This window comes from Oleiagrimonas sp. C23AA (genome assembly GCF_011759385.1).
Classification (GTDB): domain Bacteria; phylum Pseudomonadota; class Gammaproteobacteria; order Xanthomonadales; family Rhodanobacteraceae; genus Oleiagrimonas.
The window spans coordinates 69566-85722 of sequence record NZ_JAARLY010000002.1; the positions used below are offsets into that span (position 1 = coordinate 69566).

The window sequence follows — 16157 nt, forward strand, 5'->3', positions numbered from 1 at the left end:
CGCCGGATGTCGAGCCCCCGGGCGCGGCATCAACGGCGCCAGCACCGTGGGGTGCCTCGGGAACCCACGTGTCGAGCCAGCTGACCGGGCTTGGCGCATGGCCTCTCGGCCCATCCAGCAGGCGAGCGACATCTTCGGTTCCAGTGAGCAGGTAGCGCCCCAACCACGGGGCGAGCGACTCGATCGACATGTTGTCTCCGTGACGGGAAGGCACCGCGTGAAGCCACGGTGTGCACGAATCGCAGCACGGACCGTGCCAGCGCGATCATGCGGCGCGATTCAGGCGTCAGTTTGCGGTGGCACCGAGGCGCGTTGAATCAAAGCGTCTTCGTCGGCGCGGGCCGCGCTCAGATACTGGTGCAGGTAGTCGCCCAGCGCGCGTGCGGCAGGGCGCGCCGCGCGTGCGGCGGGAAACAGCGCATGCAGTTCGATCACGCCCATGTCCCAGTCCGGCAGCAGGCGTTTCAGTCGCCCGTCGGCAAGCTCGGTCAGGCAGCCCCAGCCACCGCTGGAGGCGATGCCAAGGCCGTGTACGGCGCCGACGATGGCGGCCTCGTTGAGCGTGGTCTGCAGTCGTGGCGACACGCGCAACGACAGGTGCCGATGGCCCTGGCGAAAACTCCAGGCCACCGCGCCGCCACCGGCCGGGCCGACAACCAGCGCATGCTGCTCCAATTGCCCCGGATGGGTCGGCGTGCCGTGCTCGGCCAGATAGGCCGGCGAGGCCACCAGCACCCGCGCCGTGCCCCCCAGCACTCTGGCGGTGGCGCGCGAGTCGGCCAGCGGGCCAAAGCGCAGCGCGATGTCGATGCCGTCGCGTACCAGGTCCTGCCGGCTGTCGCTCATGCGCAGGTCCACCTGCAGGGCGGGATGGCGCGCAAGAAAGCCCGGCAGTGCCGGCACCAGTCGACGGTTGGCGAAGCTGGACGAGACGGCCACATGCAAGGTGCCGCGAAGCTCCGTGCTGCCGCGCGCGGCGTGATCGGCCTCGTCCAGTGCGTCCAGAATCGGTTCGATGCGGGCCAGGTAATCGCGACCGGCGTCAGTCAGCTGGTTGGCGCGTGTGGTGCGGGCCAGCAGCTTGGTGCCCAGGCCTTGCTCCAGCGTGGCGATGATGCGCGATACCGATGGCTGCGACAGCCCGGCTTCGCGCGCTGCCGAAGAAAAACTTCCGGTATGCGCCACGCGGGCAAACAGCTTCAGGGCGGCGAGTCGATCTTGCATGGCGGCACGGTCTCGTATATTTGCAGCGCAAATATATGCTAGTTGATCAACGGGTCTACTCGAATATTGGCAAATAAATGATCGTATCCACAACGGGCCGCCGGCCCTTTTCTAGCCCTGGAGACGATCATGACCCTGCAAGCCCAACTGGATGCCCTGCGCGAAAAATTTGAAGGCTCGCTGCTGCCTGCCGAGGCCGTGCGCATCATGCACGATGCGACCGACCAGCTGGCCGCTTCCGGCCAGGCCGAGCGCGCGCTGAAAGCCGGCGATCGCGCGCCGGACTTCTCGTTGCCTGATCCGGACGGTGCGCCGGTCAGCCTGGCCTCGCTGCTGGCCGATGGCCCGCTGGTGCTCACGTTCTACCGTGGCGTGTGGTGCCCGTATTGCAACGCCGATCTCAAGGCGATCGAGGCCACCGCATCGCGCATCCGCGAGCTGGGTGCGTCGCTGGCGGCGATCTCACCGCAGGTGGCGGCCAACAGCCGCAAGTCGCAGCGCGACAACGACCTGAGCTTTCCCATCCTGAGCGATCACGGCAATCAGGTGGCGGCCGCGTTCGGTTTGCGCTTTGCGCTGCCGCCGGCGCTGGTGGATCTGTACAAACGCCAGTTCAACAACGATCTGGCGGTGGTCAACGGTGAACCGAGCTGGACGCTGCCGATGCCGGCGCGCTACGTGATTGGCAGCGATGGCGTGATCGCCTACGCCGAGGTCAATCCCGATTACACCCGCCGCCCGGAGCCGGCCGATTTGCTGCCGGTGCTGGAGAAACTTCACGCCAACGCGTGATGGCAAAAGCGCCTAGACCACGGCGCCCAATAGCAGGCCGGGACTGATCAGGCTCTCCAGCCCGGCGCCGGCGCGGCTAAGGTTGCCCTGCAGCTGTTCGAGAAACCCACGCAGGCTGGTGGTATGGCTGGCCTGTGTGGCGCTCTTGCCCTCGACGCCGGGGGTGGTGACGGCGGCCTCATCGGCAAAACGGGCGTCGCCGGTGTGGCCGCTGCGGTCGCTCAGGGCCTGGAAGGCGGCGTTCAGTCTGGATAGCGATCCGGCGGCACCATCGTTGGCGTCGCTGCGCGTGCTGGCATCGGCGCGGTTTTCCTGGCTGCCCAGTTGTCCGATCAGCTCGCCCAGGCGATTGCTGAAGCGCTGATAGGCCTGCACTGCGCGCTGCCCGCCGCTGCTGGCGGTGCCGGTTGTGCTGGCCTGGGATGAATGGGGGGGGCCATCCAGCGCCTGGCCCAGCGCATAAAGAAAGCCATGCAAGGCCTGGTCGCCTTCCACGCTGCCCGTGCTGGCAAGACCTGTGCCCGCCGCGGCGAGGGTGGATGAGGAGGTTGCACGAGTGGAGGTGACCGCGGCGGTGTCGGTGCTGGCCTGCACGCCCTGGGTTGGCGCGGGCTCCAGTCCGGCCTGCTGCAAGGCCTGCACAAAGGCCTGGGCCAGACCATTGACGGTGGCCGCATCCTGGCCGTCATGCGCATTGACGGTGCCACGCGTGGCCGCCGCAGCCTGACTGTTGGCCAGGCTGATGTCGGTGGACAGGTAACTTCCCAATGCCGCACCGATCGCACCGATGGACATGCCGTTCTCCGCACAGGCTGATGGCGCGTCCCCATGACGCGCATTCGGGCCGCTCCCATGGCGGCGGCTCCCACTGGGTAAGCAGGGAGCGTGCCAGAACGTCTACGCGAACCGGTGGCGCGATCTGGCCGTGTCTGGCGCTTGCTTTGAAATGGTAATCGCACCTGGGCGGCAAGTTTTTGCCGCTGCGGGCGGTCAGGATTTGCCGTTCTCTGCCGCTTGGCTTTTGGCCATGGCCACCAGGCGGGCCACGGTATTCATGTTGCGAGCCGTGCTGATCACACCCGACGGCAGACGCCACCGTGAGTCGGCCATGCCGCTGGGGTAGTACGCGTAGATTTCCGTGCCGGCCACCACCAGCTGCTCATCCTGAAGGCCGCGCACTTGCGATATCAGATCCTTCGCTGCGGGCCGGTCGAGAAACAGCACCGCCACGCGGTTGCCAGGCACATCGGTAAAAGGCTGACGCTCCGCGATGGTCTGCATCTGTCGGGCGTCGCGCACCAGCACGTCCACCGCGCGGCCGGCGTAGCTTGCCAGCTCCGATGCCAGCGCCTGTTGCACATGCGAGGCCGGTCCGTCGCTTTCGACCAGTACATTGCCGCTGGCGATGTAGGTGCGCGCGCCGTGCAGCCCCGCGCGTGCGCACATCGCGCGCAGTTCGGTCATGGGCAGTTTGCCGGTGCCACCCACGTTGACGGCGCGAAGCAGGGCGATGTAGCAGGTCATCAAGCTCAGTCACAGCAGCACTGTCGCGACCTTGCCACAGGCGGCGCCGGCTGCGCGAGTGCTAAGCCTTAGCCAAGTGGCTGGGGCTAGACTTAAGTTTGATCGGCGCGCATGCCAAGCCCGGAGTATCGAACATGTCCTTTTCTTCTGTTAAACGCTGGTTGATCGTCGGCCTGCTCACGTTGTCAGGTGGCGCGGTGGCGCAGGCGGCTCCGCCCGATTCGACCGCATCGGCCGCCTGGGTCTATCCGGTGATCGCCGGCCATGGTGGCGTGCATCCGCGCCCGGACGCGGCGGTGCGCCCTGATCCCAAGGCCGACTACAAGTTGCTGGTGGATGTGGTGCACGGGCCGCATGCGACCGGCAAGGTGCCGCGCTCGCTGGAACGTCTGGCGCGGCTGGTCAACCTGATGACCTACGCCGGAGTGCCCGCCTCGCATGTGCACATCGTCGCCATCCTGGATGACCAGGCTGCGTTCAGCGCCATGACCGACGCCACCTGGCAGGCGCGCCACAAGGGCCATAACCCCAGCCTGGCGTTGCTGCATTCGCTCAGGCAGGCGGGGGTGAAGCTGCTGGTGTGCAGCCAGGCGCTGGCCAAGATGAAGCTTGCCGACAGCAACGTAAGCCCGGATGTCACCGTGACGCTGTCGGCGCTGACCGATATGGCCGTTTACGGACAGCGCGGCTACGTCACCATGCAGCTTTAGAAGGCGTGATTTCAGGCCGCCTGCTGCGCTTCGGCGGCGGCCACGGCCAGCCCCGAGACCACGCCCAGTGACGGATCGCCCTGCACCAGCGGGATGGATGGAAAGCAGGCCTCTACCGCCGACTTCACCTGCGGCGAGCGCGAGGTGCCGCCGGTCAGGAAGACGCTGGCCGGTGCCTGCGGCAGCGCCTGGCTGACCTCGCCCAGCGTCTGCTGAAGGCCTTCGATGAATGGCGCGATGGCCTGGGCGAAAGCGGCCGCGTCGGTATCGGCGGTGAGGCCTTTTTCCAGAAAGCCCAGGTCGCTGCGGTGCTCGTCGGCACGGCTGAGCACAATCTTGGTGTGCTCGGCCTCCTGATTGAGCCGCGTGGTCGCGCCCAGCTCCTGCAGTTCGGTCAGGCGGCTGCGATACGGTTCGGGCACGCGGCGGTAATCCTGCTGCCGGAACTCGCGCTGCTTGGGCATGTTGTGCACGCTGGCCGCCTCGATGAAGTGGTGCGGCGGCACCGCGGTCACGTTCTTGCCCAGTAGCGGCATGAAGCTTTGCAGGCTGACGCCCACGTCCAGGTCGGTGCCGCCCTTGGGCAGGCCCCAGTTGCGGCTGACCTTGGGATGGGCGCCGCCCAGCTCGGCGAAGGTCACATCGGTGGTGCCGCCGCCGATATCGACGATCAGCGCCGGCTGCGCATGGTCCAGACGCTTGTGATAATGCATGGCCGCGGCGGCGGGTTCTTCCAGAAAGCTGATGCTGTCAAAGCCCGCTTCGCGCGCCGCTTCCTCAATGATCTCGATGGCCTGCTGCTGGCCTTTTTCGCCCATCGAGCTGCGGAAGGCCACCGGCCGGCCGATGACCGCGCCGCGCACCGACTCGCCCAGCTGGCGGCTGGCGGTCAGGCGGATGTGCTCCAGAATGTGCGTGGCAATGTGCACGATGACGCGGCGGACCTGCGGGTCGAAGCGGAAACCGAACATCGACTTGGGCGATTCGATCAGGTTGCCGTCGCCGGCCTCCAGGTAAGCCTCGACCGCCTCCTCGCCGAACAGGGCGTGCTGGAAGCTGGCGATGGACACGGCGCTGTCGCGGCTCTGATTTTCCATCCACTGGCGGCGCACCACGCGCAGTGCGTCGCGGCGAATCTGCGCTTCGGAGCGTTCCACGCCCATCTGCCGCGCCTGTGTGCGGGCGGCGCGAATCTGCGTCTCCAGCTCGGCCTCCAGCTCGCCGGTCAGCTCGAAATCGTTGGGATCGGGCACCACTTCGGGGAAGAACACGGCGGTGCGGAATTGTTCTTCCTGGCCGAAGCGGATCAGGGTCAGCTCGCCGTCCACCACCGCGGCGGCGGCCGAGTAGCTGGTACCGAAGTCGATGCCGATGTGCATGGGTCGCGGGCTGTCCGTCAGGTTCGGGGAACCGCGTAGTATGCGGCGCGCCGGGGGCAATCTCCAGGTGTCCATTCATCGGCGGTTGTTGGCAGACGCGCCGTGGCCGCTACACTCTCGCCCCATGATTGAACTGATCGGATTCGACGGCGACGACACGCTGTGGCACAGCGAGGGCTACTACCAGGCGGCCAACGCCGAGTTCTCGCGCATCGTCGGCCAATACGTGGACCTGGATGATGCCGGCGTGCGCGCGCAGATGCTGGCCACCGAGCGGCGCAACCTGGCGCTGTTCGGCTACGGCGCCAAAGGCATGACCTTGTCGATGGTGGAAACGGCCATCGCCGCCACCGGCGAGCGTATCACTGCGGCCGATATTCATCGCATCGTGGAGATGGGCAAGGAGGTGCTGCGCCATCCGGTGGAGCTGTTGCCGGGCATCCGCGAGGCGGTGCAGGCGGTGGCCAGGCAGGCGCAGGTGGTGCTGATCACCAAGGGCGATCTGTTCCACCAGGAGAAGAAGGTCGAGCAATCGGGCCTGTCCGACCTGTTCCATCGCATCGAGATCGTGTCGGAGAAAAACCCGGCCAGTTACCGGCGTGTGCTCGATGAGTTCGGCTTGCCCCCGGAGCGATTCCTGATGGTGGGCAATTCGCTGCGCTCGGACATCGAGCCGGTGATTCGGTTGGGCGGCTGGGGCGTGCACATGCCCTATCACGTGACCTGGTCGCACGAGCTCGATCACGGCCTGGGCGAGGACGAATCACACATGCTCAGCGTGGATGGACCCGACGATATTGCCGCGGCCGTAGAGCAGCTGATGGCCCGCGCGGGCTAATTTTCCCTGTTGGCCCCGACCTGGCGATGGCGCTGCTTGGTCTGGTATAGCGCCTGGTCAGCGGCATCGATGAGCGTGGCCGCCTCCCAGCCGCTAAGGCTGGTGCTGGCCACGCCCACACTGATGCCGGGATGTCGTGGATCGCTGGCCGCCGCCTGCATCACCGTGTGCGTCAGGCGCCTGGCGATCTGCTGCGCCTGTGCGTGGCTGGTGGTGGTCAGGATGGCCAGAAACTCATCGCCGCCATAGCGCCCCAGATAATCGGTTTCGCGCAGCGCCTCGTGCATCTTCTCGGCCGCCCAGATCAGGGCGCGGTCGCCGGCGCTGTGGCCGTATTCGTCATTGATGGCCTTGAACCGGTCCAGGTCCATCATGAACAGACTCAACTCGCGATGCTGGCGTTGATGCGCGGCCAGTTCGGTGTCGAGCGTGTCGAGGATGCCGCGGCGATTGAGCAGGCCGGTTAGCGCGTCCTGCGTGGCTTCGCTGAGCAGATGCTGGCGGCGGGTTTCCCACAGCGATGCCATATCGTTGAAGCGCTCGGCCAGCGCGGTGAGCTCGTCATTGCCCGCCACCGGCGCACGCACGCCGGCCTCGCCATTGCCCAGCCTGGCCGCCGCGCGGCCCAACTGGCGGATCGGGCGCAACAGGGATCGCAGCAACACGGTAAGCATCAGCGCGGCCAACACCATGATCAAGGCCCAGCCCCAGACCAGGCTGATCAGTTGTTGATGACGTTGCCTGGCGGCGCGTGCATAGCGTGATCGGATGATGTCGGTCAGCCGCTGGCGGGCCAGACTGACATCATGAATGGCTTGCTGCAGCTCGCGCTGGGTCGACGCCTGGCTAGCGGCGTCAATGGCAAGATCGGCACTATGGGCTTGTTCCACCAGCTTGCGCACGGCCGGGCGCGCCTGACTCCAGGCCTGGTGAGCCTCATCGATCAACTGGCGAGGCAGGTCCTTCGTGGCGCCCGTGCTCTGGATGGCTGAAAAACTGCGATCAATGTTGTCGGTCAGGGCGGCGAAGTCGGGTACCGACTCGTGGGTCTCGGTTTCCAGTTCGTCAACCAGCGAGCGCTGCAGGTAATGCTCGAGCGTGGTCAGCGGCAGCAGCGTATGGATAGACTCATCCACCGAAGCGCGATAGCCCATCTCCTGCTGGTTGAGAACGATCATGCTGATCGCGCTCATGGCCGCCAGCGGCAGCAGCAGCACGCCGAGCATGATGGCCATGCGCTGACCCACGGAAAGCGCGCGCAGACGTTGCTCTAGAATCATTACTTGTCGTGTGTGGGTCGCCAGGGCATGCCGCGCATCATAACGTTGTTGCTTATGGTCGGCAGTGCACGTGTTGGCAGACGGCGGAAAGAGTTCCGTCCGTTACCGGGCAGGCCTGGCTCAACGCCAGGGCGCGCGCAGGCGCCGTGCCATTTGCGCCGATTCACACGGAAGCCTTGGACAGGTGGGATCGCGCGTCTAGAGTAAGGTTGACCTTGCCCTGAGGACGGCTTGTTCTCGTCGGGCCTCTGCAAAATGAACAGGTGCCGGAAGGTACCGAGAACGGAGGGGGTGGCATGAGTGGTGGGCAACATCTAGCCAGGTGCGCTTGGCGCAGACTCTGGCTGGCGACCTCAGCGTTTGCGTTGCTTGCGCCATCTTTGGCCTGGGCAGCATCTGCGCACTGGGTGGTCAGCTGGGAGCAGGCGATGACGTCGCATTTCACGCAGGTCACGCAAGGCGGCGAGGTACAGAAGGACGCCTATGCCCGGCCAGAAGTAACCGTGCCCACGGTGCACGATGCGACGCTGCGCCAGACACTGCACATTACCCGCGGCGGCCAGCAAGTGCGCGTGCGGCTGTCCAACTATTTTGGCACTACACCGCTGACCATCACCGCGGCGCACCTGGCCCGTCATGCCGCTGGCAGCGCCGACCTTTCGGCCATCGATACGGCCAGCGATCATGTGCTGCGTTTCCATGGCCGTTCGTCGGTGACCATCGCGCCAGGGCAGCAGGTGGTGTCCGATCCGGTGCCGCTGGCAGTCAAGCCGTTGTCCGATGTCACGCTGAGCCTGTATGCCCGTGGCGCCATGGCGCTCTCGTCCATGCACCCGATGGAGCACGACAAGCCGGCCACTTTGGTGACGGGCAATGCGGTTGCGGCCGCATCGCTGAAGGGCAAACACGGCGTCGCCGATGCGCCCAAGGATGTGCGCGAGCACGTGTATGTGGTCACCGGCATCGAGGTGGCGGCACCGGCGCACGCGCGCGCCGTGATCGCGTTTGGCGACTCTATCACCGATGGCGCTTATGCCACCGCGCCGGACAAGCCCTGGCCTGACCAGCTGGCCAGCGTGGCGCATGAGCAAGGCAAGGCGCTGGCTGTGGGCAACGCCGGCATCAGTGCCGATGAGCTGACCGTCGATCAGGTCGGCTGTCCAGGTTGCGGCGTGAGCGGCTTGAAGCGCTTTCTGCGTGATGTGGTGGATCGGCCGGGGGTCACCGACGTTATCGTCATGCTGGGCACCAACGACCTCAATCGAGGCGCGGGGCCGGCCGGATTTCCCACCGGCGCCTCGGCGCCCGACATCGTTGCCGGACTGCGCATGCTGGCCGATGTGGCGCACCAGCATCACCTTCGCATCTACGCGGCGACACTGACGCCGATTGCCGGCTTCTCCGAGCCGAACTGGTACTCGCCCGAGCACGAGGCGGTGCGTATCAAGGTCAATCAATGGATCCGCCATAACCACGTTTTCGACGGTACGGTCGACTTTGCAAAAGCCGTGACCGGCCCTTACAAGCCGTCCCCGTTGGCCGCGCGGCAGTCGCCGTTGCCTCCGGGGATGGCCAATGCCTGTGCCGGTGATCCCGGCCTGCATCCCAACGATCGCGGTTATCGCGCCATGGCGGTGGCCGCCTACGACGCGCTGTACCAGGTGTACCAGGCCCAACTCAAGCCGGCGCATCCCTGCCAGTAGCCAACGAGGCACCGACACCGTGGTGGTGTCGGCGCCCATTGATTACGGCGACTTGGGTTCGGGCAGGCGCACAAAGGGCAGGGCGCCGGTGCCGTTGTAGGTGGGCAGCTGGCCGTTCCACTTTTCCACCGCGCTCATCTCGACCACATTTTGTGGTGGATCGAAGCTTTCCGCCGTTTATACAGAAGGCCTGGGAGGCGGAGCTGCCCGCAAGCTTGAAGGCATAGGCCCATGGAGACTATTTGCGATGACTGTCTTTATCGGATGCCAGACCGTGGCGGTATTTGGGCAGTTGTACCTGCCCAATGAATAAGCTTCTGGCACTCCACCTGACCTGACCTCCAATACACGGCCGCAGGAAGGCCCGCGGCCGTGCTGGCACGCTACTTGGCGGCTTCGGTGTTTCGATCTTTGGAAAGGTCACCAAAAATTTGCGTGATCGTGCCGATGGTGACGTGTGGCTCAAGTCCAGAGAACTCGGTTCGCGCCTGCCTGCGGATCAGCTGATCAATGCTGAACGCGCCGGAAGCACCCCCCACGTTCATGGCCAGTGAGTTGGCTCCGCCAAGACCGGCATCACCCATGATCGAGGGCGGGCTTGCACCGCGGACGATGGCGGTCCCACCGCTCGCTTCAGCATTACGCACTTGCTCAATGTATTGTTCATATTTGCGTTGAGCGCGACGTGCGGCGTACTTGTCACCATAACGGTGGTACATCTGCTTCCATAATGCATTTGCAGATGCCACTTCGCTCGCACTGGCGCGCGCCCTGGCCGCAGCGAAATGCTCCATGTAAGGATGCTGATCTCGCTCGGCGGCAAGGCCCAGCCAGACAAGACCCTTGGCTTTGTCTGCGGGAAGACCCAGCTCACCATTGTAATTGGCTACACCCAGAAGGTACTGAGCGGGTTTGTCACCCCAATAAGCGGCCTCACGCAGCCTGGAGACGGCACGGCGGGTATGACCCTGCTTGAGGTCACGCTTGGCTTCACAGGAGTAATAAGCTCCGGGAAGAATGGTCTCCAGGCCAGCCATGCAATGCGATGGGGCATGGAGGTTGGAAAGCTCCATCTCATTGGTGTGGATGTTGGGTTGAGCAAAAGCGGGGCTGATACCTGTTACGCACAGAGCTGATAGAACCGCAATTGAATTAAGCTTGATGACACGCATATCGCAGACCTCCTTTCCATATGATGGCAGGTGCACGACGTCGGGCGTGGTGCCAAACATATCCAATTGCGAGCCGTCGCGACCCGTTGCAGTCACCTTTATATCGGCTGCAAGATCCAATCTACTACCAAGCCTGTTGTCTGTCATCTGGACGGCCATTCAGGCGCTGGCCGGTTCAGTATCTAGGAGCGTTGAGCCACGGCAGGCCGGGCCCAGTGCGTGACATCAGGCCCGGCTTAGAAGAAAGCGTGTAGCTAATCCAGATGCGGCGCGAACAGCACGCGGTCGGCGTCGCCGAAGCGATCCTTGGCCGTTTGCAGCTGGTGCCAGTAGGGGTACAGCAGCGGCAGTTCGCTGACCTTGTCGATGCGCGCGCGCTCCTCGGTGCTGAGCTTGAGGTCGGCAGCCTTGAGGTTGTCCTCGAAGTGCTCGAGCTTGCGCCCGCCAATGACCAGCGAGGTGACCGTGGGGCGGCCCAGCAGCCAGGCCAGCGTCACCTGGGCGGCCGACACCTGATGCGTGTCGGCGATCTCGACCAGGGTGTCGACCAGATCCCACAGCGCGTCCTCGTTGCGCACCGGCGGCTCGCTCCAGCCGGCCAGCTGGCGTGTACCTTCGGGCGTATCCTGGTTGCGCCGATGTTTGCCCGAAAGCAGGCCACCGGCCAGTGGGCTCCAGACCAGCGTGCCCAGGCCCTGGTCGTGTGCGGCCGGCAGTAGTTCGTACTCGGCCTCGCGCGCCTGCGGCGTGTAGTGAATCTGCTGGCTGACAAAGCGCGGCAGCTGGCGGGCATCACTCACGCCCAGCGCCTTCATCAGGTGCCAGGCCGAGAAGTTGGAACAGCCGACGTAGCGCACCTTGCCCTGGCGAACCAGCAGATCGAGCGCTTCCAGGGTCTCTTCCAGTGGCGTGCTGCCGTCCCACTGGTGTAGCTGATAAAGGTCGATGACGTCGGTATTCAGGCGCTTCAGGCTGGCTTCGCAGGCACGCACCAGGTGATAGCGCGAAAGGCCACGGTCGTTGGGGCCATCGCCCATCGGGAAGCGCGCCTTGCTGGCCAGCAGCACGCCGTGCGGACGCTTGCCGCCGAGCACCTCGCCGATGATCTTTTCCGAGGCGCCATTGGAGTACACGTCGGCGGTATCAATGAGATTGACGCCGGCATCCAGGCAGGTGTCGATCAGACGCCGGGCTTCCTTGGCGTCGGTGTTGCCGACCTTGGCGAAGGCGCCTTCGCCACCGAAGGTCATGGTGCCCATGGTGAGGGTGGAGATTTTCAGGCCGGAACGGCCGAGCGTGCGGTATTCCATGTCGCATAGCCTTTTGCGTGGGGGGCTCTCCAACTTAAGGCCAGCGCATCGATCCGTGAAATGGAAAAACTGATGCGTTTGATCGTCTGTTCAGATGGGTGCTCTTTTCCCGTCGGCAGCAAACGGCGTGCAGGGCTGGCGTGGCAACATGCTGTGCCCCGTTGGGGGCGGGTCGCCGTTGCCATCTGGTCCGCCAGGCCGGTGCGCCAGCGCTAAGCCCTGGCTCAGGCTGGTGAAGGTGAAGTGAGCGAATCGGGGCTGTCCATCGGGGGTGCCACGCCGGCGACACAGACCCGGTCACGCCCGCTGCGCTTGGCCTGGTATAGCGCGGTATCGGCGCGCGCCATCAGCGCGGCCAGGCGCTCTTCCGACGCCGCACAGGCGACGCCGACGCTGGTGGTGGCGGTGATCGGCTGCGCGGCGATGTGTACCGGCTGTGCCGCCAGTTCGCTGCGTATGGTCATGGCCAGCGCGTGCGCGGCATCAAGGTTCATGCCCGGTAGCATCAGCACGAACTCTTCGCCGCCGTGGCGGCACGCCAGCGCGCCCGGATGGGCTTCGGCAGCACGCAGCAACAGGGTGGCAAAGCGTTGCAGTACGGCGTCGCCAGCATCATGGCCGAAACTGTCGTTGATGTGCTTGAAGTGGTCCAGGTCGAACAGCAGCAATGCGGCAGGCTGCTGCGTGTTGCGGCATTGCGCCAGCAGCGGACGCGCCAGTGCCTGCAGCGCGCCGCGGTTGAGCAGACCGGTCAGGCCATCGGTGCGTGCGGTGCGGCGAAGGTCGTTGGTGATGCGCTCGGTCACCAGCATGATCTGCGACAGCATCAACGCCAGCCCCAGCATCAAGGTGAGCGTGTAGGTGAAAATGGCGATGCCGCTGGCCTGGTCGAAGGCACTGCCGCCGCTGGTACTGAGCGGCATGGCCATGCGTGCCAGCGAGGCCAGCGCATCGGCGGCGAACACCGTGCTGGCCAGTCGTGCGCTCAGGTGCAGGTCGCGCCAGCCATGGCGTATCAGCAGCGCCATGGCCCACAGATCCCAGATCACTTCCTGCACGGCGAACAGGCGCAAGCGCATGCGAAGGTCCGGCACGATGAAAGCATAGACGCCAAGACCCGCCAGCAGTGCCGTCACCAGCCCGATGGCCGGCCACCAGTGAAAACGGCAATGCAGGTGTACCGACAGGCCTTTCAGTAGCAGCACGCTGTCCAGCGCGAACAGGCCGTTGCCCAGCAGGATGGAAAGACTATCGGGAATGCTGCCGCGCAGCGCGATCAGCACCAGTCCCAACGTCGAACACCACCAGCCGACGGTCCACCAGCGCATGGCCGGCTGGCGGCGAAGAATCAGCAACAGCAGGCTGAACGCCAGTGCCTGGCCGATGCTGATCAGAAAGCTGACAAAGGCCAGGGTGAAGGCATCCAGGTGCATGGCGCAAGCGCGAACAAGCAAAGTCAGCGCTCATAGTAGCGCGCTGCCGCGGTGGCTCGTCGGCCACCGCGGCCATGGTCGAACGTGCTTACTTCTTCCAGCTGAAGTCGGCAACCACCGGGAAGTGGTCAGACGGATACACCTTGCCCTGGTGGGTGGTCACGGTGCGCACGTCCTTGGCGGTCAGGCCGCGGTACAAGATCCAGTCGATGCGCTTGGTGGCCTTGCCGGTGAAGCCGTGGAAGGTATGCGCCGGGCCGCTCTTTTTCGGCGCGCTGTCCCAGGCGTCGTGAAGGTGTTGGGTGAGCACCGCGTGGGCGTGACTGCCCGGCGTGGTGTTGAAGTCACCGGTCAGCACGAACGGCAGCGACTGCGGCAGCTTGGCCATGCGCTGGGCGATTTCCTCGGCGCATTTCTCGCGGATGGCTTCGGCCTGCTCGCGGTACGGGAAGTGCGTGTTGTAGTAGTAAAAGCGCTTGCCGCTGGACTTCATCTGGAACTCGGCCCAGGTGACCATGCGCGGGAACGGCTGACCCCAGGTGCTGCTGCCGGGCACATCCGGCGTGTCCGAGAGCCAGAAATTGCCGGACTTGAGCAGCTTCAGGCGTTTGGTGTTGTAGAACACGCCCATGTGCTCGTTGTCGTCGTGGTCCTCGTTGTAGCCATTGCGGCCGATACCGAACCAGACGTAGTTCTTCAGGTGATCGACCACGTAGTTGCCCTGCACGTCGAACAGCTCCTGCGTACCCATCACATCCGGATGTTCCTCGCGGATGGTTTTCACCATCAGGTCGCGGCGGTGCGGCCAGGCATTGATGCCGTCATCGCCCGAAGCCAGGCGCACGTTGAAGGTCATCACGCGAAGCTGGTTGGCATGCGTATCGGCAGCATGCGCACCAGGGGCGGCAAACGCGGCGGCGGCCAAGCCAGCGGCCATGGCGAAACGCAGGGACAGGGACATGGGACTTCTCCGACTGAGGGAACGATACCTCGAAATTATCACGAACCGCCTTCAGCACCATGACGCACGGCACGAAAGCGCGTCGCTGCCGGGCGCGGCGTGTAGCGGCGACGCGCCCGGCGGACCGGCTCAAAGGTGGGCGTCTGGCGCGATGCGCTCCAAAAATTCATAGCGCGGTGCATCGTGATCGACCCGGGTGTGCGTGTGCGCGCCGATCACCTGCCGCAGCAGACCGCCCTGGCTTTTTGCCGTGGCCGGCCAGTGCGGCAGGCTGTCGCCATTGGGATTGCCGGTCTTGATGAAGTTGGCCCAGTAGCCTTCCATGGTTTTGGACACGTTGCGGTCGGTATCGGTCCATGCAAAGACGTGGTTGCCGTCGAGGTTGCCCAGCGCGTATTCGATCTCGCCACTGTGCACCGCGCCCCAGTCGGGGCCGGCGCTGCCATCGCGCTTGGCCGGGCGTGCCTTGTCGAAATAGTAGTAATACACCGGTGCCTGGCCGGTCTGGTGTTGCAGATGCATCCAGCGCCAGGTGGCGAAGGCGATGAACTGGTCACCGACCAGCGCCGAGCCGGAGGCTTCGATCTGCTTGGCATCGTTGCCCGGATAGAGCTTCAGCGCCTCGGCCGCGTGTTTGCCCATGCGCTGTTCCATCGCCGCGCGATAGTTGGCCGGTGTGACGGCTTTGCCGTTGAGCAGGGCGCCGTAATAGCCTTCCTGCGAGTTGGAGCCCACCAGCAGCGGGATGTGCGCCTGCTTGCCGGCGCGGTAGATGGCCTTGGGTGACTCGGGCAGGAAGTAGCCGTCGATGGTCGGGTCGAACGGCGGCGCATCCTTGGCACCGGTGGCCTTGAGCAGGGCGCTGGCGTCCATGGCGCGAAGCTGTGCCAGCGAGTGGACGCCCACCTGGTGCTCGAACGTCTTGCCCTGGGCTTCGGCCTGCTTGCGCGGACGTGGCTTGAGATTGCCCAGCACCGCGCCGCTTTCACCGATGGCGCGCGCCATCAGTCCCTTGGACAAGGGCGAGGCCATCTGCGCCGACACCGACATGGAGCCGGCCGATTCGCCGCCAATGGTCACCTTCGAAGGATCACCACCGAAGGCGGCGATATTGCGCTTGACCCAGCGCATGGCAGCATTCTGATCGAGCAGGCCATAGTTGCCGGTCGCGTGATGCGGCGATTCGGCGGCCAGGGCCGGCAGGGCCAGGAAGCCGAACACGCCCAGGCGATAATTCACCGTGACCGTGACGATGCCCTTCTGGGCCAGGCTGGCGCCGTCGTAGCGCGGCTCGGAGCCGTCACCGGCGATGAATCCGCCGCCGTAGAAGTACACCAGCACGGGCAGCTTCTTGCCATGGGTGTGCGCCGGTGCCCACACATTGAGATACAGGCAGTCTTCGCTCATGCCGTCGGAGCGGAACACCATGTCGCTGAACACGGCGCGCTGCATGCAGCGCGGACCAAAGTGATCGGCGGCGCGTACCCCCTGCCAGGCGTGTACCGGTTGCGGCGCCTTCCAGCGCAGCGAGCCGACCGGCGGCGCTGCGTAAGGAATACCCTTGAACTCGTCGAGCCCGGAGTGGGCATCGTGCAGGCCCGACAGCGTGCCGCTGGCCACGTGCACGGTGGGAGCCTGATTGGCCGCCACGGCCGGCAGACTGAGCAGGGCTGCTGTTACGCCAAGGGTTAGCGCACGCAGGCGCGGCGTGGAAAAGGGGAGCAAGCGCATGGGACATCCTCGAGCGTGATACGGAACCGGTCCATCTTAGCGCGGCTTTGAACGCTGGCTGACGCGCGCGGCGACGCATGGCTGATGTGCGCCGACGGTT

Annotated in this window: 14 protein-coding genes; 4 read left to right on the plus strand and 10 right to left on the minus strand. The window is 65.1% G+C overall.

Annotated features, from left to right (window positions below):
- Positions 1-279 precede the first annotated feature (279 nt).
- Positions 280-1224: a LysR family transcriptional regulator gene (locus HBF24_RS03325; RefSeq protein WP_167168987.1), complete on the minus strand. Its 945-nt coding sequence runs from the start codon at positions 1222-1224 to the stop codon at positions 280-282.
- A 129-nt stretch (positions 1225-1353) separates the two neighbouring features.
- On the opposite strand from HBF24_RS03325, the gene HBF24_RS03330 reads away from it, so the two are divergent.
- Positions 1354-2016 carry a peroxiredoxin-like family protein gene (locus HBF24_RS03330; RefSeq protein WP_167168990.1) on the plus strand — a complete coding sequence of 221 codons (663 nt, stop codon included), beginning with the start codon at positions 1354-1356 and terminating at the stop codon, positions 2014-2016.
- A gap of 12 nt (positions 2017-2028) precedes the next feature.
- On the opposite strand, the gene HBF24_RS03335 is transcribed toward HBF24_RS03330, so the two are convergent.
- The gene (locus tag HBF24_RS03335; RefSeq protein WP_167168993.1) at positions 2029-2811 is read right to left on the minus strand and encodes a hypothetical protein; all 783 of its coding nucleotides are present in this window, start codon (positions 2809-2811) and stop codon (positions 2029-2031) included.
- Positions 2812-3006: 195 nt separating this feature from the next.
- A complete protein-coding gene (locus HBF24_RS03340) occupies positions 3007-3540 on the minus strand; it encodes a DUF1697 domain-containing protein (protein WP_167168997.1) in 534 nt (177 codons plus the stop codon).
- Between the two features lie 134 nt (positions 3541-3674).
- Between HBF24_RS03340 and HBF24_RS03345 the strand changes: the two genes are divergently transcribed.
- Positions 3675-4250 (plus strand): DsrE family protein, encoded by a 576-nt coding sequence (locus HBF24_RS03345; RefSeq protein WP_167169000.1) that lies wholly within the window; start codon positions 3675-3677, stop codon positions 4248-4250.
- Positions 4251-4261: 11 nt separating this feature from the next.
- On the opposite strand, the gene HBF24_RS03350 is transcribed toward HBF24_RS03345, so the two are convergent.
- Positions 4262-5629, minus strand: coding sequence for an Hsp70 family protein (locus tag HBF24_RS03350; protein WP_167169004.1), 1368 nt, complete (start codon positions 5627-5629; stop codon positions 4262-4264).
- Positions 5630-5753: 124 nt separating this feature from the next.
- Here HBF24_RS03350 and HBF24_RS03355 point away from each other — a divergent pair, with 124 nt between their 5' ends.
- A complete protein-coding gene (locus HBF24_RS03355) occupies positions 5754-6467 on the plus strand; it encodes an HAD family hydrolase (protein WP_167169006.1) in 714 nt (237 codons plus the stop codon).
- On the opposite strand, the gene HBF24_RS03360 is transcribed toward HBF24_RS03355, so the two are convergent.
- Positions 6464-7747 carry a diguanylate cyclase gene (locus tag HBF24_RS03360; RefSeq protein WP_167169010.1) on the minus strand — a complete coding sequence of 428 codons (1284 nt, stop codon included), beginning with the start codon at positions 7745-7747 and terminating at the stop codon, positions 6464-6466. The genes HBF24_RS03355 and HBF24_RS03360 overlap by 4 nt on opposite strands.
- A gap of 428 nt (positions 7748-8175) precedes the next feature.
- Here HBF24_RS03360 and HBF24_RS03365 point away from each other — a divergent pair, with 428 nt between their 5' ends.
- Positions 8176-9450, plus strand: a complete 1275-nt coding sequence (locus HBF24_RS03365) for a GDSL-type esterase/lipase family protein (RefSeq protein WP_167169013.1) — start codon at positions 8176-8178, stop codon at positions 9448-9450.
- A gap of 383 nt (positions 9451-9833) precedes the next feature.
- On the opposite strand, the gene HBF24_RS03370 is transcribed toward HBF24_RS03365, so the two are convergent.
- From HBF24_RS03370 to HBF24_RS03390, 5 genes are all read right to left on the minus strand, one after another.
- Positions 9834-10781 carry a sel1 repeat family protein gene (locus HBF24_RS03370; protein ID WP_167169016.1) on the minus strand — a complete coding sequence of 316 codons (948 nt, stop codon included), beginning with the start codon at positions 10779-10781 and terminating at the stop codon, positions 9834-9836.
- Positions 10782-10876: 95 nt separating this feature from the next.
- A complete protein-coding gene (locus HBF24_RS03375) occupies positions 10877-11932 on the minus strand; it encodes an aldo/keto reductase (RefSeq protein ID WP_167169018.1) in 1056 nt (351 codons plus the stop codon).
- Between the two features lie 224 nt (positions 11933-12156).
- Entirely contained in the window at positions 12157-13365 is a 1209-nt protein-coding gene (locus HBF24_RS03380; RefSeq protein WP_167169021.1) for a GGDEF domain-containing protein, read from the minus strand.
- Between the two features lie 88 nt (positions 13366-13453).
- A complete protein-coding gene (locus HBF24_RS03385; protein ID WP_167169024.1) occupies positions 13454-14326 on the minus strand; it encodes an endonuclease/exonuclease/phosphatase family protein in 873 nt (290 codons plus the stop codon).
- Positions 14327-14455: 129 nt separating this feature from the next.
- Positions 14456-16057, minus strand: a complete 1602-nt coding sequence (locus HBF24_RS03390; protein WP_167169027.1) for a carboxylesterase family protein — start codon at positions 16055-16057, stop codon at positions 14456-14458.
- Positions 16058-16157: the final 100 nt, after the last annotated feature.

What these genes read in the sequence shown, in the direction of transcription:
- HBF24_RS03325 (WP_167168987.1), bottom strand. Translation starts at nt 1,224, where the DNA reads ATGCAAGATCGACTCGCCGCCCTGAAGCTGTTTGCCCGCGTGGCGCAT.
- HBF24_RS03370 (WP_167169016.1), bottom strand. Translation starts at nt 10,781, where the DNA reads ATGGCCGTCCAGATGACAGACAACAGGCTTGGTAGTAGATTGGATCTT.
- HBF24_RS03335 (WP_167168993.1), bottom strand. Translation starts at nt 2,811, where the DNA reads ATGTCCATCGGTGCGATCGGTGCGGCATTGGGAAGTTACCTGTCCACC.
- HBF24_RS03375 (WP_167169018.1), bottom strand. Translation starts at nt 11,932, where the DNA reads ATGGAATACCGCACGCTCGGCCGTTCCGGCCTGAAAATCTCCACCCTC.
- HBF24_RS03380 (WP_167169021.1), bottom strand. Translation starts at nt 13,365, where the DNA reads ATGCACCTGGATGCCTTCACCCTGGCCTTTGTCAGCTTTCTGATCAGC.
- HBF24_RS03385 (WP_167169024.1), bottom strand. Translation starts at nt 14,326, where the DNA reads ATGTCCCTGTCCCTGCGTTTCGCCATGGCCGCTGGCTTGGCCGCCGCC.
- HBF24_RS03345 (WP_167169000.1), top strand. Translation starts at nt 3,675, where the DNA reads ATGTCCTTTTCTTCTGTTAAACGCTGGTTGATCGTCGGCCTGCTCACG.
- HBF24_RS03390 (WP_167169027.1), bottom strand. Translation starts at nt 16,057, where the DNA reads ATGCGCTTGCTCCCCTTTTCCACGCCGCGCCTGCGTGCGCTAACCCTT.
- HBF24_RS03330 (WP_167168990.1), top strand. Translation starts at nt 1,354, where the DNA reads ATGACCCTGCAAGCCCAACTGGATGCCCTGCGCGAAAAATTTGAAGGC.
- HBF24_RS03350 (WP_167169004.1), bottom strand. Translation starts at nt 5,629, where the DNA reads ATGCACATCGGCATCGACTTCGGTACCAGCTACTCGGCCGCCGCCGCG.
- HBF24_RS03340 (WP_167168997.1), bottom strand. Translation starts at nt 3,540, where the DNA reads ATGACCTGCTACATCGCCCTGCTTCGCGCCGTCAACGTGGGTGGCACC.
- HBF24_RS03365 (WP_167169013.1), top strand. Translation starts at nt 8,176, where the DNA reads ATGACGTCGCATTTCACGCAGGTCACGCAAGGCGGCGAGGTACAGAAG.
- HBF24_RS03355 (WP_167169006.1), top strand. Translation starts at nt 5,754, where the DNA reads ATGATTGAACTGATCGGATTCGACGGCGACGACACGCTGTGGCACAGC.
- HBF24_RS03360 (WP_167169010.1), bottom strand. Translation starts at nt 7,747, where the DNA reads ATGATTCTAGAGCAACGTCTGCGCGCGCTTTCCGTGGGTCAGCGCATG.